At 63.5% G+C, this 16,257-nt stretch carries 13 protein-coding genes; 7 read left to right on the top strand and 6 right to left on the bottom strand.

Annotation, left to right across the window (positions count from 1 at the left end; all coding sequences use genetic code 11):
* Window positions 1–57: 57 nt before the first annotated feature.
* On the bottom strand, window positions 58–1,248 hold the full coding sequence (locus tag AT302_RS00540; protein ID WP_058376729.1) for an MFS transporter: 1,191 nt from the start codon (window positions 1,246–1,248) through the stop codon (window positions 58–60).
* 202 nt (window positions 1,249–1,450) lie between these two features.
* Here AT302_RS00540 and AT302_RS00535 point away from each other — a divergent pair, with 202 nt between their 5' ends.
* The gene (locus AT302_RS00535; protein WP_058376728.1) at window positions 1,451–2,359 is read left to right on the top strand and encodes a LysR family transcriptional regulator; all 909 of its coding nucleotides are present in this window, start codon (window positions 1,451–1,453) and stop codon (window positions 2,357–2,359) included.
* Between the two features lie 26 nt (window positions 2,360–2,385).
* On the opposite strand, the gene AT302_RS00530 is transcribed toward AT302_RS00535, so the two are convergent.
* The gene (locus AT302_RS00530) at window positions 2,386–3,789 is read right to left on the bottom strand and encodes an MFS transporter (RefSeq protein WP_237172033.1); all 1,404 of its coding nucleotides are present in this window, start codon (window positions 3,787–3,789) and stop codon (window positions 2,386–2,388) included.
* 197 nt (window positions 3,790–3,986) lie between these two features.
* Here AT302_RS00530 and AT302_RS00525 point away from each other — a divergent pair, with 197 nt between their 5' ends.
* Together AT302_RS00525 and AT302_RS00520 are read left to right on the top strand one after the other, a co-directional pair.
* Complete coding sequence (locus tag AT302_RS00525) at window positions 3,987–4,880, top strand: LysR family transcriptional regulator (protein WP_058376727.1); 894 nt, start codon at window positions 3,987–3,989, stop codon at window positions 4,878–4,880.
* 71 nt (window positions 4,881–4,951) lie between these two features.
* Window positions 4,952–5,326 carry a hypothetical protein gene (locus AT302_RS00520; protein ID WP_058376726.1) on the top strand — a complete coding sequence of 125 codons (375 nt, stop codon included), beginning with the start codon at window positions 4,952–4,954 and terminating at the stop codon, window positions 5,324–5,326.
* Between the two features lie 28 nt (window positions 5,327–5,354).
* Here the strand turns inward: AT302_RS00520 and AT302_RS00515 are convergent, their stop codons facing one another.
* Window positions 5,355–5,699, bottom strand: a complete 345-nt coding sequence (locus tag AT302_RS00515; protein ID WP_058376725.1) for a DUF2288 domain-containing protein — start codon at window positions 5,697–5,699, stop codon at window positions 5,355–5,357.
* A 187-nt stretch (window positions 5,700–5,886) separates the two neighbouring features.
* Here AT302_RS00515 and AT302_RS00510 point away from each other — a divergent pair, with 187 nt between their 5' ends.
* Together AT302_RS00510 and AT302_RS00505 are read left to right on the top strand one after the other, a co-directional pair.
* Entirely contained in the window at window positions 5,887–6,309 is a 423-nt protein-coding gene (locus AT302_RS00510) for a hypothetical protein (RefSeq protein ID WP_058376724.1), read from the top strand.
* 312 nt (window positions 6,310–6,621) lie between these two features.
* A complete protein-coding gene (locus tag AT302_RS00505; protein ID WP_058376723.1) occupies window positions 6,622–6,924 on the top strand; it encodes a DUF4148 domain-containing protein in 303 nt (100 codons plus the stop codon).
* Between the two features lie 471 nt (window positions 6,925–7,395).
* Here the strand turns inward: AT302_RS00505 and AT302_RS00500 are convergent, their stop codons facing one another.
* Entirely contained in the window at window positions 7,396–8,349 is a 954-nt protein-coding gene (locus AT302_RS00500; RefSeq protein WP_084655950.1) for a dienelactone hydrolase family protein, read from the bottom strand.
* 271 nt (window positions 8,350–8,620) lie between these two features.
* Between AT302_RS00500 and AT302_RS00495 the strand changes: the two genes are divergently transcribed.
* Window positions 8,621–9,940, top strand: coding sequence for an O-acetylhomoserine aminocarboxypropyltransferase/cysteine synthase family protein (locus AT302_RS00495; RefSeq protein ID WP_058376722.1), 1,320 nt, complete (start codon window positions 8,621–8,623; stop codon window positions 9,938–9,940).
* Between the two features lie 258 nt (window positions 9,941–10,198).
* Complete coding sequence (locus AT302_RS00490; protein WP_058376721.1) at window positions 10,199–11,053, top strand: undecaprenyl-diphosphate phosphatase; 855 nt, start codon at window positions 10,199–10,201, stop codon at window positions 11,051–11,053.
* Between the two features lie 80 nt (window positions 11,054–11,133).
* Here the strand turns inward: AT302_RS00490 and AT302_RS00485 are convergent, their stop codons facing one another.
* Together AT302_RS00485 and AT302_RS00480 are read right to left on the bottom strand one after the other, a co-directional pair.
* On the bottom strand, window positions 11,134–14,769 hold the full coding sequence (locus AT302_RS00485) for a hypothetical protein (RefSeq protein WP_058376720.1): 3,636 nt from the start codon (window positions 14,767–14,769) through the stop codon (window positions 11,134–11,136).
* A gap of 297 nt (window positions 14,770–15,066) precedes the next feature.
* Window positions 15,067–16,182 (bottom strand): Fic family protein, encoded by a 1,116-nt coding sequence (locus AT302_RS00480; RefSeq protein ID WP_058376719.1) that lies wholly within the window; start codon window positions 16,180–16,182, stop codon window positions 15,067–15,069.
* Window positions 16,183–16,257 lie beyond the last annotated feature (75 nt).

The following is a 16,257-nucleotide window of genomic DNA, read 5'->3' as shown; positions in this document are numbered from 1 at the left end:
CAACCGGGGCGACGGGTGTGAACCCGCCGCCCCGGCGTCATTGAAACGCGTCGACGATTACATCGCCGGTGTTTCGCAGTTCGGCGTCAGATGCGCACGCGCATCGCGACGATCCAGACGCAGGCTCAACAGCGCCACGCCCACCCCCGCCAGCGGCACCAGCGCCGCCACCCAAGGCACCGCCGTCAGGCCGCCGTGGTTGATCACGAAGCCACCCAGCCACGCACCGATGGCGTTACCCAGATTGAACGCGGCAATGTTAAAGCTCGACGCGAGACTCTCGCCCGCACCGGACGCCTTCTCCATCACCCAGAGTTGCAGCGGCGCGACCGTTGCGAACGCCGTAGCGCCCAGCAGCGCGACAAACACGATGGACAGCCATTGCGAGTGCAGCGCAAAGGTCATCAGGCCCAGCACGACAGACAGCGACAGCAGGCTGCCCAGCACGGTCGGCACGACGCGGCGATCGGCGAGCTTGCCGCCCAGCAGATTGCCCACCACCAGACCGCCGCCGAAGATCAGCAGAATCGGCGACACGGCGCGCTCGGCAAAGCCGGTCACTTCGGTGAGCAGCGGCGCGATGTACGTGAACACACCGAACACACCGACCCAGCCCAGTACCGTCGTGAGCAGACCCAGCAGCACCGGGCGGCGTGCCAGCGCACGCAAATCGGCACGCCAGTCGCCGGCGTCCTTCGGCGCGGCAATCTTCGGCACGAACATCGCGATCACGACGAACGCGAGCGCGCCGATGACCGTCACCGCCCAGAAGCTCGCACGCCAGCCGTAGCTCTGGCCGAGCCACGTGCCGAACGGCACGCCGAGAATGTTGGCGACCGTCAGGCCCGTGAACATCACGGCGATAGCCGACGCACGGCGCTCACGCGACACGAGACCGGTGGCGACCACCGAGCCCACGCCGAAGAACGTGCCGTGAGCAAACGACGTCAGCACGCGCGCAGCCATCAGCGCGGTATAGCTCGGCGCGATGGCACAAGCCGCATTGCCGATGGTGAAGATCGCCATGAGCACCAGCAGCACCGTCTTGCGCGGCCAGCGCGCGGTAGCGGTGGTCATGAGCGGGGCGCCGACAACGACACCCAGCGCATAACCGGAAATAAGCAGGCCTGCGGCCGCGATCGAGACGCCGAAATCGGCGCCGACGTTGAGCAGCAGACCCATGATGACGAACTCCGTCACGCCAATGCCGAAGGCACCGGCGGTCAGGGCGTAAAGGGCGATGGGCACGAGAAACTCCTGTCTGAATATTGCGAATCTTTGGAAAGGCCGCGTCCGTGCGTCAGAAGAAAAACAGCAACCGCTGAGACAACGCTGACCAATGCCACGCAATATAGACGTCCTCGCATTGATGAAATAGACTGCGCGAAGGAAAATCATTTGTGACTTCAAGTCACAACACGTCAAACGGCGAGTACGAGAGGCACCGACGATGGGTCGACAGGACGTCAACCGCTCCGGCGATATGGAAGTTTTCGCGCGCGTGGCCGAACTGGGCGGATTCTCCGCCGCGGCACGGGCGCTGCATATGACGCCGTCGGCCGTGAGCAAGTTGATTGCGCGTCTCGAAGCGCGCTTGGGTGCGCGGCTATTCAACCGTTCGACGCGTCGCCTGCAACTCACCCCCGAGGGCACCGCGTTTCACGAGCGCGCCACCCGCGTGCTGGCCGATATCGAGGCGGCGGAGCGAGAAGCCGCAGCGGGTGCGGTCCCGCGTGGCCTGCTGCGCGTGAACGCCAGTGTGCCGATCGGCACGCTGTATCTGCTGCCGGTCATTCCGGCATTTCTCGCGCAATTCCCTGAAATCCGGCTCGATCTCACGCTGACCGATACTGTCGTCGATTTGCTGGAGCAACGCGCCGACGTCGCCGTGCGGGCGGGGCCGTTGCGCGACTCGCGACTTGTGGCCCGCAAGCTCGGCGAGAGTCGCATGCACGTTGTCGCATCCCCCGGCTACCTCGCGCGCAATGGCCCGCTGCGCACCCCGGCCGATCTGATTCATCACAACGTGATGGCCTTCAACTTCGACCGTCAGGTGCAGGGCTGGCCGTTTCTCGATGGGGCGGGCGGTATTACGCACTACCCGCAGATCGGCAACATGGTCGTGAGCAATGGCGAGATCATGCGCAAGCTTGCTGTTGAAGGCCTCGGGCTCGGGCGTCACTCGCGGTATCACGTCGATGCCGACCTGCGCGAAGGACGCCTCGTCGCCGTGCTCGAAGACTACAACCCGGGCGATCTGGAGCCCGTGCATGCCGTCTATGTGGGACAGGGCGGACACCTGCCCGCCCGCGTCCGCGCGTTTCTCGATTTTCTCGTCGAGCACGTGCATCTGCCGTAGTGGCTCAGCGACTTGGCGACGAGAGGCTATTGCGCCACGCGCGAACGATGCGACCACACGAACAACGGCCACGCCAGCGCCGCACACAAGAGGCCACCTGACCACACGAGTGCCCAGCCACCGATCGAGAGCAGAAACGGAATCGAAAGCGGCGTGACGAACATCGTCATGAAGACGCCCGTGTTGCCGATGCCAAGCGCGGTCCCGGCACGCGATGCGCCCGCCAGCGTCGCCAGTTCGGTGAACGCCACGCCGTGCCACGCCGACGCCACCATGCCGCCCACGATCAGCAGCGCGATGAGCCACGGTGTGCCGTGCGCCACCCAGTCCGGGCGCAGCGTCAGCGCGGCCACCAGTGTCGCCAGCAGCGCAAAGACGACGCCTACCGTCACCGTGCACACGCGCAGATATTGCGGACGATTGCGGTGCTTGTCGGTATAGCGCCCACTCCAGACCCGGGTGAGCGCCGCCCCGGTCTGCACTGCCCCGAGCGTGAGCGAAATCGTCAGCACGCTCACATGCGCAAAGTCATGCAGAAAGACGGTCCCGAACGTCAGCACAGCGATTTGCGGCATGGCGAGCACGGCCATACCCAGCGCCGTACTCAACAACCGTGCGTCGCGCAGCGGCGAGTACTGAACGGGCGCGCTGGCGGCTGCACCGGCACGCACTGGCGCAACCCGTGCGGCATCGGCCGACTCATGCGCTTCTTCCGGCGGTTCGAGCAGCCATAGCCACGCCATGTACGTTGCCGCAACGCAGGCGACTGCCAACCCGATATAGACGACGGCGAAACCAAAATGCAGCGCGGCCCCGGGCAGCAGCATTGCCCCGATGCCGCCACCCAGCGGCACCGCGCACTGCCGCACGCTCATCGCCAACCCGCGCTCGCCGTCATGAAACCATCGCATCACCGCGCGCCCGCTCGACCCGTTGACGCTGCCCCCCAGCACGCCGATGGCGAGCATGCCTGCGGCCAGCAACGGAATCGGCGGCACATGCCGGGGTGTCGGCACCACCCAGATACCCATCGCGAACAATGCCGCCGCCGTCACCATCAGTCCGACCAGCAGCACGCGCCGGTCGCCCCAACGGTCGGTGAGCATGCCCCAGGGCAATTCGGAGACGGCGATGCCCAGCCCGATCAAACCGAGCACAAGGCCGAGGTCGCCGTTGGCGAGCGCGTAGTCGCTGCGCATCTGCACGGCCGTCGCCGGCAGGCCGCCCAAGGCGGCGGCAAAGCTGGCGTTGGCCGCCACCCCCACGCCCAGCACTTTCCAGCGGTGCTCACGCCCCAGCGGACGGACGCCGCCACGGCGCAGCCCCGCGTCAGCGGCGGGCAATACCGTCGGCGCAGGGCCGGGGTTGAGCGGCATCAGGGGAATTGCCGGGCCGGGCGGCGCGGCGGTACACGATAGGCGATCGTTCATGAGTGACACGGTGCACGGCCCGGAGGCACGTCGCAGAGGAGGAGGGATGCTACGCATCGTACGGATAGACAATCCATCGGAAAAGCGGGAAAATTCGATGCCTTATATCGTGTTTTCCGGATTATCTACGCCGAGGGGCGCAGGATCGGCCTCACCCAACGAGATACCGCAGCGATACCGCCCTCCCGGGAGCCGTCATGAACGCCCGTGCCTTTGACCTCACGCAGTTACGTACCTTCATCGCCATTCACGATGCGGGCAGCATTTCGGCCGCAGCCGAACTGATCTTCCTGTCGCAATCGACGGTCAGCGAGCAATTGAAGAAGCTGGAAGAGCGGGCGGGTCAGCCGCTGCTGGTGCGCTCACGCAAGGGCATGCGCGCGACGCCGGCCGGCACGCGCCTGATTGCCTATGCGCGGCAGATTTCCGCCCTGTCCGAGGCCGCGTTTGAAGACTTGCAAGGCGTGTTGCTCGACGGCGAGTTGCGCATCGCCATCACCGATTACTACCGCCCACACGATGTGGGCCGCGTGCTCAAGCGCTTCGCGAGCCTGTACCCGCGCCTGCGTTTGCATGTGAGTGCGATGCAGAGTGCGCAGATCGAGCGCACGGCGCTGACCGGCGAACATTTCGATGTGGGGCTGGCGCTGCGGTTGATGAATGAAGATGTAGGCAAGGGCGCGAAGACGCTGGGCTACCGGGCACCGGGCACACTGGTGCGCCGCGAGCGGCTGGTCTGGGCGATGTCGTCCACGCTCGCCGAACCGCTGGGCGAGCCGCTGCCCCTCGTCACGCTGCCGCCGTCATGTGCGCTGCAAAGTCTCGTGCTCACTGTGCTGGAGCGTCACAAGGTGCCATATCGCGTCTCGCACTCGGCCGCGGGTGTCGCGGGGATGCAACTCGCGTTGGGGGCAGGCTTGGGAATTTCGTGTCTGAATGAGTCGGCGCTCACGTCCGACCTCATCGTGTGCCCGCCGTCGTTAGGTCTGCCGCCGCTGCCGCGCGCCGAATTCCATCTGATACCCGGACGTGCCGACGAGACCGAATTGATCCGCCACGCGCGCACCGCGCTGCTGCGGCTGTTTGCGTGATACCTTTGGCGCCCTTGCGTACCCCTGCTCACTTGCCCCTTGTTCAACATTCACCGGAGAGTGCAATCGTCATGCCGGAAGCCACACCGATTCGTCTGAATTTCAACACCCGTCGCGCGCTGCTATTCGCGCTGACGGCCGAGCGGCTGTCGGCCTTTTACGAACATGGGCAGTGGATGACCGACAAGCAGGGCGCGTCGCTGGCGCAGCTTTGGCTGTCGCGCTCGAAACTGCAATTGCCGCTGGCAGAGCGGCGCGTGTTGTCAGAGTTGAGCGACGATTTCGCGCGCGAACTGGCCGGCACGCTCTCGCGCGAAGCAGGTCTGTACACAGCGCATGAGATGACGGAATCGCTCGACGCGGACTACGCCTTTGCGTCAACCGTCGCGCAAGATCTGCTGGAAGACTGCACGCGGCGACTGGTCGAAGCCGGCATTACCGACTGACCTCGCCGACTGACTTCGCAGACTGCCATCACAGACTGACGGAGCGCTCTTGCACGAGCACCCACGGCGCGACCACCACGGCCCACAACTCGGGCGTGCGGGCGGCAAAATCGCTGGCATGTTCGGCTTGCATGCGTTGCACCAGACCGGACGAGAGCCACTGGGTCACGACCGGCGTATCGTCGTTGGCCACGGCTTCCGCGACCGAGACGAGATCGACGCCCGGCGCCACGTACAGCAGCACGCCGCGCGCGAAAAACGATTCCAGATCCTTCCAGTCGATCTTGGCGGTCTCGCCCAGCAGACGCCCATACGTCTCGCTGGCGGTGTTGGCGGTGGCTTGCGGGGCTTGATCTTGCTTGGGTGAATCCATGACGGCTCCAGGCGGCGCAGGCTGAAAATTGCCTGCACCCGGGGTAATTCAAATGACGAAAGCCGCATTGTAATGCGCCCCGGCGCGCGCGACGGTGGTAGCATCGGAACCCCACGCACGCCGCTGAAGTCGGAAGTGGTATCACTCGCCGCGCTGCATGGTGACTAACGTTTTACCGAGGACCCGCATGACCAAACAAAAAACCGATCCCAAGCTGGAACAAGCCCTGACGCGCGGCGATCTCGCCATGCGCCAGATCAACTCCGCGCGCGCCACTGCCTTGCTGCGTGCCCTTGGCGAGATGATCGTGGCCGCATCGAAGACGATCGGCGTCGACGCAGTCGTGGACGTGCCGGGTGGCGACAAGATTTATGACCCGGAAGACGGCGTGTGGCCGCAATCGCTCGTGCTGTCGTTCGACGGCCCGATCGACGAAGCCGACGAAGAGGAACTGCGCACCGTGCAGCTTCGTGCCGACAAGTACCCCGAGACGTTCCAGGTCGAATGGCATCGCGCCGACGGCAAGCTGGGGCATCACGAAGCCCGTCCGCTCGCCATGGTCGCGTTCCTGACCGACGTCGAAGTGCCCTGGCTCGACGACGACGCCTGAGCCGCGTAGGCATCTCGCCGTACAGCGATCCAGCGATCAGCCCCTGATTCGCTGATCCACCACACCGCCGCCCGAGGCTCACGCCCGGGCGGCGGTGTCGCATTCAGACCTCCCTCAGCCCGAAACCCCCGCCACCGCTGCGTTAGCGCTCACTCGCGCGCATACGGCTGTCCTGTCTTGCGCACATTATTTCTAAAACAGCAATTTAAAATAGACAATTATCGACTTTATTGCGATTGATACGAGCAATAGACTGCAACTGTCGACGGTGAAACGAACACCGCCAACGTTCAAACGACAGGAGAAAACATCATGAAACGCACGCTTATTACCTCGGCTCTGGTTTCCGCAATGCTTGCTGTGTCGGCCGGTTCGGCCTTTGCCAGCGACGCTTTCGAAGGTCCTTCGGAATTCGCATGGGTTCCGCAAACGAGCGCCGTGAGCCGCGCACAGGTCCGCACGGAACTGGTCCAAGCCGAGCAAGCCGGTCTGCTCGAACAACACGACTCGGTGTATCCGACGACGGTTGCCAAGGTTGGCGGCGCCGCACAGCCGGTGATGGCGGGTTCGGTGACCAACGTTGCCAGCGCAGGTAGCACTTACTTCGGTAGCTGATCGCCGTATGTGCCCGTGAGCCAGCGCCGCTGTTAGGCGCGACGCGACTCCGGGTCACGCACCCACACCGATGACAAATCGGCCGCAATTCCAGCGGCCGATTTTGTTTTATCTGCGCGAAACGATGCCACTTCAGCAAACTGTGGATAAGTCTGTCGATAACCCGGTGAACAAGCTGTGATTCGCACGGGGACAAGTCTGTGGACAGTCAGTGGATGGCACAGGGATAACTACGGGATAAGTCGCCTTGTTCGAGTGGATATCGCGTGGATAAGCCGTGAACAAGCTGTGGATATGCCGTGGATAACCCCGGCATTACCAGTGGATTATCTGTGGAGATCCGGGGGTTTTACGGTGATTAACCTGTGGATACCCGGTGCACAACTTTCTACGAATCGCCCGCAGATGCCCGCCTGCCGGGCATCTGCATCGTTTGCCGAAATTCCCTAGCTGTTTTGATCCGTCAGAAAATCAGGATGCAAAAGCCTTCGCTAGAAATGCGGTAACGCGAGCGATAGCGTCGTCGCGGGCTTCCGGCTGCGTGCCTGTGATCGGCACGATATGGGTTTTCGGGTTGGTGAACTCGGGGCGCTCGCGTAGCGGCAGATTCGGATAGTCGAAGTCGTGATACGCGCCCGGGTACATGTGGAAGGTGATCGGTGCGCCCTTGGCCGTCACGTCCTTAACAAACGCATCGCACGGCACCGGCTTGGACCAGACGTCATCGGCACCGATCAGCACGAGCAACGGGATACGCGTCGACCAGCCGGGCCCTTGCGCCTTCGTGTTGCACCACCCCGGATAGAACGCGACCGCTGCCACAAAGTCAGGCGGTGAGGGCGCCGTTGAGACGGGCGCGGCCACCGGCACTTTGCCCGGGCTGCGCGGCCCCACGGAGTACAGCACCGTGCCACCGCCGTGCGACCAGCCCATCAGCGCGATGCGATCTGGCGCGATGCCCGGCAACTGCTGCAAATACCGCAACGCGCCGTAGGCATCGCGCGGACGCTCCACTGACGGTCGAACGTCCCCGCCGCCCCGGCATTCGCTGGCCTGCCCGCGCGACGTAAAGCTGTCGACCGCCAGCACCGTATAGCCCTGCGCATTGAATCGCTGCGCCCAATCGAGCTCGCGGCTGTCGATCTTGCCCTTACGCGTGATCATGCCGTTACAGCCGTGCATGAACACGACCGCAGGCGTCGGCCCGTTGGCGTTGGGCGCGCGAAAGAGGTACGCGTCGAGCATCACTGGCTTACCGGCGGTATCCATATCCAGCGAAGGAATGCTGATCTTCTCCTGCGCATGCGCCGTCGCCGACCACGCGCCCGCCATGCAGGCAAACACCAACGCACATCGCAAAGCGGCACGCCCCGGCACACCGGCGTGCGTGCTGAGACGCGCAAAAAGCGCAGAACGAAACGTCATGATCGGGCAACTCCGTAGCGATGGTGAATCAGCGTGAATCGAGTATATCCAGCCGAATAACGCCCAAACGTAAGCGCTATTACGCGCGATATTACGAACCGTTGCACCCGGGCAGAGCTAAGCATGTGCCGATCAGAGATAAGGCGTCTCTGAGCGGGCCATTAGAATGTCCTCGGATACCTAAACAAATGCGCTAAGCAAACTCGCCAATCAACCTGCCAACCCACCCGTTCCATAAATGGAACGTCATGTTTATCCGGAGACAATCGACATGACCGAGAAGACACAGAGCACCGAAGAGAACGCCCAAGCGCCGAAGTGGCGCCTGGAAACGCTGGCCGTGCACGGGGGTTATCGCCCTGACCCGACCACGCGTGCGGTGGCGGTACCGATCTACCAGACCGTGGCATATGCCTTCGACGACACGCAACACGGCGCCGATCTGTTCGACCTGAAGGTGCCCGGCAACATCTACACCCGCATCATGAACCCGACGCAGGACGTGCTTGAACAGCGCGTCGCGGCGCTCGAAGGCGGCATCGCGGCATTGGCCCTCGCCTCGGGTCAGGCGGCCGTCACGTATGCGATTCAGACCATTGCCGAGGCGGGCGACAACATCGTGGCAGCGAGCGCCCTCTACGGCGGCACCTACAACCTGCTCGCGCACACGCTGCCGCTCTCGGGCATCACCACGCGCTTTGCCGATCCGCGTGAGCCCGAGTCGTTCGAGCCGCTCATCGACGAGAAGACCAAGGCAATCTTTGCCGAGTCCGTCGGCAACCCGCTGGGCAACGTCACCGACATCGCCAAACTGGCGGAAATCGCGCATCGTCACGGCATCCCGCTCATCATCGACAACACCGTCCCGTCACCGTATCTGCTGCGTCCGTTCGAGCACGGTGCCGACATCGTCGTGCATTCGCTCACCAAGTATCTGGGCGGGCACGGCACGAGTCTGGGCGGGGCCATCGTCGACTCCGGCAAATTCCCGTGGGCCGACCACAAGACGCGCTTCAAGCGCCTGAACGAGCCGGACGTGAGCTATCACGGCGTGGTCTATACAGAAGCCTTTGGTCCCGCCGCGTACATCGGCCGCGCGCGCGTGGTGCCGCTGCGCAACACCGGCGCGGCCATCTCGCCGTTCAATGCCTTCCAGATCCTGCAAGGCATCGAGACGCTGGCATTGCGTCTGGACCGCATCACCGAGAACGCGCTGAAGGTGGCGCAGTTCCTCAAGAAGCATCCGAAGGTCGAGTGGGTGAACTACGCCGGTTTGCCCGAGCATCCCGACAACGCGCTTGTGAAGAAGTACCTGTCGGGGCGCGGTCCGGGCATCCTGACGTTTGGGGTGAAGGGCGGCCGTGCGGCCGGCGCGTCGTTCCAGGATGCATTGCAGCTCTTCACGCGCCTCGTAAACATCGGCGACGCCAAGTCGCTGGCCACGCACCCGGCATCGACCACGCACCGCCAGCTCTCGCCGGAAGAATTGCGCAAGGCGGGGGTGAGCGAAGAAACCGTGCGCCTGTCGATCGGTATCGAACACATCGACGACCTGCTGGCCGATCTGGATCAGGCCCTCGCACGCCTCTGAAACGCGGCGTAGTCTTCTCTGCACGTTTCTGCTGATGAAACAACGGGCATCCCCACGGGCGCCCGTTGTCATTTCAGCGCGACATCGTGCTGGCGGCCGGCAAAGTGCGTGTTCAAAGTCCTCATTCCAAGCCAATTGTGACGGGGTATCATGCGCGGCAGCTGGTCGGGGGCAGGGATCGGCGACGCCGTCATATGACTGTCACCAAAACGACATGATTGCAGCGTAGTGTGCTTGCCCATTTCCCAAGGATTGCGCATGGACTATTTGCAAGTGCTGGTGCTCGCGATTGTGCAGGGCGTGGCGGAGTTGTTGCCCGTTTCAAGCTCTGCGCACGTCATCATGGCCGAGAAACTGATGGGGCTCGACCCGACTGCCCCCGAGATGACCTTGCTGCTGGTGATGTTGCACACCGGCACGATGCTGGCGGTGATCGTGTACTTCTGGAAATCGTGGCGCGAGCGTTACTTCTCGTCCCGCCGCGACTTCGTCCACAACGCCAAGCAAGTGATTGTCGCCACCGCCTTCACCGGCGTGATCGGCATTGCGCTGATGCTGTTCATCGAGAAGGTGCTGATGCGCGGCACGCAGCATTCCGAGATCGAGCATCTGTTCGGCAATCTGTACATCATCTCGGCGGGACTGGCGATGGCGGGCATCCTGATCCTCATCTCGGGCCGCAAACGCCCGCCGATGGGCGACCGTCCGATGCGTGCCGCCGACTCCGCATGGATCGGTGCGGTGCAGGGCGTGTGCCTGCCGTTCCGTGGTTTCTCGCGCTCGGGCTCGACCATTTCGACCGGCATGCTGCGCGGACTCGACAAGATTCGTGTTGAAGAATTCAGCTTCGCGCTGGCCGTGGTGCTCACCCCGCCGGTGATCGTCAAGGAGGCTTACCGCCTGTACAAGTCGGGCGCCACGCAGGCCTTCTCGGGCCACTTCATGACGGTGCTCACGCCGTGTCTCGTCGGTATGGTGTTCAGCTTCTTCGCGGGCCTGATCGCTCTGCGCTGGCTCTCGCGCTGGCTGGAGCATGGCCGCTGGTACCTGTTCGGTATTTACTGCCTCGTGGCCTCGGCCGTGGTGCTGTTCTCGAGCCAGTATCTGAGCTGACGTTTTCGCGTGTGTTCAAGCTCAAGGCCGGTGACGCCAGAGAAAATAGCACCGGCCTTTGTCTTCCTAGTTGGTGGACTTCACACGGTATCGTCAATACTCCACGGACTCATACGCCAGTATGAGTCTGTCGAGCGCCACGTGAAACGCCTGACCTCTTCCGCACGTGCCGGATCGCGCAAATAGGCGCACATGAAGATCAGATGCTCCAGCGTGGGCGCATGCCGCACCAGCACCTCGGGCGGCACCGATTGAGTGACCGCGACCAGTGGTCTGAGATCCACCAGCTCGCCAAAGTCCTCAATGGCCGCGGGCAAGGACGATGCCTCGGACAGCCGATCCGCAGCGCCAAGCACCGCCCGCGTCATTTGATGGAGCATGACGCCCGCCAGACTCTCTGTCGTGCGCTCGCTCAGCCCATCTTCGTTGAGATAGACCACCGGCATCTTCGCCCGATTGCTGACCACCTGCGATTGCAGCCCGCCGACCGCCGCGGTGCCTGGCATCGCAGGATCCACCATCAAGGCAACGGCAACCCGGGTCCGATAGTTCGCAACGAACTTCGGCGCGGCTCTTGTCATCGATTCGAGCGCGCCCATGAGCGCAACACGTAGACTCGCGACCTGCCCGATGGACGTAAACCGTTGCAGGAGCAACTCCGTTTCCGCACGATTCATCGGGTCTGTCAGCCAAAGCAGCGCGTCGAGCTGTACTTTTTGCACGCGTAAAACAATACGCTTGATACGCATCTGCTCCGTGCGGGACAAAGACGCCACCCGCTGGAATTGCGAAACGCCTTCGTACACCACGATGTCGCCCGCGTAAGGTGTGTGCAGCAGTGCCCTGAACTGGAGGTAATTCGCAACGTCGACATCGGTGGCGCGAAACAGGGTAACCGGGTGTCCCGCCACAGGCTCGGCAGTCCACCCGTGCTCGATTTTGAACACGTAGTGCGTACCTTGCACTCGCACGACATGAGTACAGTGTCCGTGATGGTCCGCGAAGGTGGCATAACGTGCGGCAATCTGCACCGTGCGTACGTCGCCACCCACTGTGGTGACTGGCACATCGGCGACGACATAGCGAGGGGCCTTTCCCAATGCGCCCTTGAGCGACAACAAATCGTGAAGGACCCCCTGCGTGACGCGATTGATCGCCGTCACGAGCATCCGGGCGCTATCGAGATGCCGCCAGACAACATCGCCGCCGATCAACAGATACTCTCGTTCCACCAGTTGCCCGGCATCGGTCACATCATCGACCACGACCGTTCTCATGGCGGCGTCTTGACTGTCGAAGGTCTCGAAGCGCTGCGTGCCGGCATCGAACTGATAGCGCGTCTCGCCGCCCCCCTGTGGATACGGCCGGACGTAGCCACCCACCGGGGCGAGTTGCGAACAAGCGCTGTCATGTTCCGGCGGGCTGCGGCGGGTCCGGCACAGTTGATTCAGCATCGGTGACTCAGGCGCGGAGGCATGCACCGGGAGACGCGCCTCGGGAACCCGCAGACGGCTGCCGCCACGCTGGACGCCGCCTTCGTGACCGTCTGGCCGTTGCACCGCGCGAGACGGTGCTGCGTGGGCTGCGCCGGTCGGTGTCTCGATACGCGCCCGAAATCGCGGCAAGTGCCGCCGCAATACCGGCATTCTCGACAGGCGCTCGAACAATGCGTGTGCGCCACCGGCCACACCATGACTGAGATGCCAAGCGGCGGCGAAGCCCGGATCGAACAGGCGAATGGATACCTCAGCAAGGTGCATACCGTCGCGAGCCCCAACGTCGAGCCAATGGGCAAGCTGCGCCGGCGTGCTCTCGCGCAATACGGGCAAGCCGTGCGCGATCGGTTTTTCAGACCACGCAAGCCACTCGTCCGGGCCGAGCGCCGTCAGCAAGTGCGTTGCGGTGTTGGCGGCATCGAGTCCGGCATCTGCCAGCGGAATGAGGCCGGCCAGATCGATCGCACAATCGAATACGGTGCCCGCCTTTGCTGCACGCACGTCCTGCACGCAGCGATAAAACGGCAATAGTCCAAGCAGCGCCTCACGACGTGCCGCATGTTCGGCTTCGGTGGCCGTCATGGCGAATGAAGCGTCGTGTAAGGCGTGGAACGGCGCGGCAAGAATTTCCGCCGCCCCTTGCGTCGCCGTGATCGTCGCGCCGCAATCTACGCGCTTGACGGTGTCGGTACACATTGGCCGCCCGCTACGATCCGCAGACTGCCCTGCAACACGGGGCACAGCGACGAACGGCGTTTGGCCCGCGTTCAGCCGTGCCGCCAGATCGGCCTCAAGCCGAATGACTTGCAGCGTAGACGGTGTAATCAAATAGTGACGCACCTCGCGCACACCCGATGCGGATGTGCGGCGAATCGACATCAGCAACGTGAAGTGGCGAATTTCGTCGGTTCTGCCCGCCCCTTCATCCGGCAACACCACGCCCAGCGCGCCGCCGGCATCGTCTGGCAACGGTTGCATCGCGAGCGTTCCTGCCGCGCGATGGAGGGTCCAGTCGCCGCATCGCCAGAACTGACGGTCGGTGTCGCTCATGGCATCGATACGCGCCTGAAGCACGGGCATCAGAAACGTGTGAGCGAGCGCGGGAATCGCCGTGGCGTAGTGCGCCTCGAATGACTCGGTGATGCTGTCGTGTGTCACGTCGGCCTCGACCAGCCGGGTATGCACCATGGGGGCGTCGCGCTTGAGATCGATCAGACAGTCATGCATCAGCAGATCGACGGGCGTGTACATCCCTTCGACGTGCATGCATGGCGGGAAGACCATAGGGTGGGCAGATGCGGTCCAGAGTCCGATCCATACGCGATGTTTGTTCACTTGAATCGTCAGATCGGGGGATACGCCTGCGCTCGCCACGCGCTCGCGCGCGATTGCACGACGCGTCGGCAGAAATCCGGCGGCAGCGGCAAGACGTTCGCCCTGCCCGAGCATGTCTTGAACACGCCATCGAAAGTAGGCGATCGCGCGAGCGCGGGTGGCCGTGTCGAGACGTTTGGCTTCGTCAGGTTCGATAACGTCGTGCGCCAGCGCCATCCGTGTGACGACGGACATGAACCGGGAGAGAAAAATAGCACTCGCCTCGGTGTCGCCATGGGCCGGAAGCATGGCCAGTGCGACCGCAGCCAACTCGTTCGGTGCCCAATCACTCGCCTCGTCGCCGATCAATGCGCACCCGATGCGCGCCAAGGCCCAGTCAAGGCTCCCGAAGCGCATACCGCTCGCGTCGTGCCGCGCCATGAGGGGATCGACGCGCGTCACGAACTGCCGGGCTATCGAGTCTCGCTCGGCCGGTGTTTTTTGTGCGGTGTCGGCCGACGGAACGGCACTCAGCGCTGCGCGCAGCACATCCGCCTGCGTTGGAAGCGCATCGGTGACGGCGGGGGGTGCGCTCTCGCCGGAGCAACGCAGCGGGGCACGCGGACAAGCCTGTGAGAATCGCGCCTCGCCCCACGAGAAGAATGTCGCGACGCTGAGCGGGTGGAGGACTGATGCGGCGGCCACTGGCAATGCCGCGCACCGCAGCGCGGGTGTCTCCGGCGATGGCGGCAATAGCGACGCAAGGGCGCGGTCGATATCGGAAGTGCGCACGTTGGTGTCAAGCGACGCCGGACGCGACACGTCCGCGCGACAAACCTGTGCGCCGAGAAAACACATGCCGAACAGCAACGCTTTGGCAGCCGCCCCGGCGTTGCCGCTCTGCACGGTCGCCGACGAGTCTATCTGGGACGTTTCGCGCGCAACACCGCGTCGCGGGGCTGGCGCGCATTGTCGAGCATGTTTGAGCAGGAATCGCGCGTGTGCGCGGTCATTTCGGGCGAGCGCGGCGGGCAAGCGTCCGACGCAATGGGAAGCGCTTGCGCGATGCGGCGCGACGCGTGTGAAGGGCATCATCTTCTCCAAGTCAAACGGGAGAGGGTGATGCCATTGACCAGAGGGTGCTGTCGCTAGCGACGTGCCGGTTTTTGTCGTTGACGCGTGTGTCGCGCGTGAGGACGCATGTTAGTCGGCCAACTCGTAGGACGTATTGCGCCCAGCCCCACTGCCTTTACGCAGCACGCCGTGATCGAGCAATTCTGTCATGTCGCGTAGCGCGGTGTCCGGCGAACACTTGGCAAGTGCCGCCCATTTGGCGTTCGTAAGCTTGCCATCGAAATCGTCGAGCAGGCTATTGAGCACTTTGATCTGACGAGCGTTGAGTGACAACGTCGCCCATTGCTGCCACAGATGCGCCTTGCGAAGTACCGCATCAAGCGTCTTGTCGGCTTGCTCGATGGCACGCTCCAGTGCGTCGTAGAACCATAGCAGCCACGCCGTGACATCCAACGTGCCCTTTTGGGTTCGCTCGAGAATTTCGTAGTAGCCCTTGCGCTCACGCTGAATCTGCGCCGACAGACTGTAGAAGCGTTGCGGACTGCCATCGCCGCGCGCGAGCAGCAAATCACCGATCGCCCGCGCGATTCGGCCGTTGCCATCATCGAAGGGATGCAGCGTCACAAACCAGAAATGGGCGAGGCCCGCCTTGATCAGAGCGAGTTCGTCCGACTCATGATTCACCCAGCCGAGAAAGCGTGTCATCTCCTCGTCCAGTCTTGCAGCGGGGGGTGCCTCGAAATGCACACGCTGCCGGTGGTGCGAGCCGGAGACCACCTGCATGGCGCCGCTGGCATCGTCGCGCCAGCTCGCTACGGCGATGCGCGACATCCCCGAGTAACCGGTCGGAAAGAGCGACGCGTGCCAGCCGAAGAGACGCTCTCGCGTGACCGGCTCGGCACTACGCTGTGTCGCATCGAGAATCATCTCCACAACCCCCTCGACATGGCGATCCACGGGCGCGAGGGCGTCGATATCAACACCGAGGCGATGCGCGATGGACGAACGCACCGACGCCGGGTCGAGTTGCTCGCCTTCGATGGCGCTGGTCTTGAGCACGTCCTCTGTGAGCGCCGCCAGACTGGCTTCGTCCCGCAAAGACATCCCGACATCCGCCATGCGGCCAGACAAGCGCCCCTGCGCGCGACTGACACGCGCAAGCGGACGCGCCAGCATTGCCATGTCGTAGCGCATTGCCGGCCATTCGGGGGCCTGCCAGAGATAGAGCCAATCACCGCGTTCCATGCGGCGATTATGGCGAGGATTCACCGCAGGGGCAAATTAATCACCGCATATTCTGCGGCGATTACACCCGACATT

The organism is Pandoraea norimbergensis, assembly GCF_001465545.3.
Lineage (GTDB): Bacteria > Pseudomonadota > Gammaproteobacteria > Burkholderiales > Burkholderiaceae > Pandoraea > Pandoraea norimbergensis.
The sequence above is the reverse complement of the archived record's forward strand: the minus strand, read 5'-3'. Positions and strand labels throughout refer to the sequence as shown.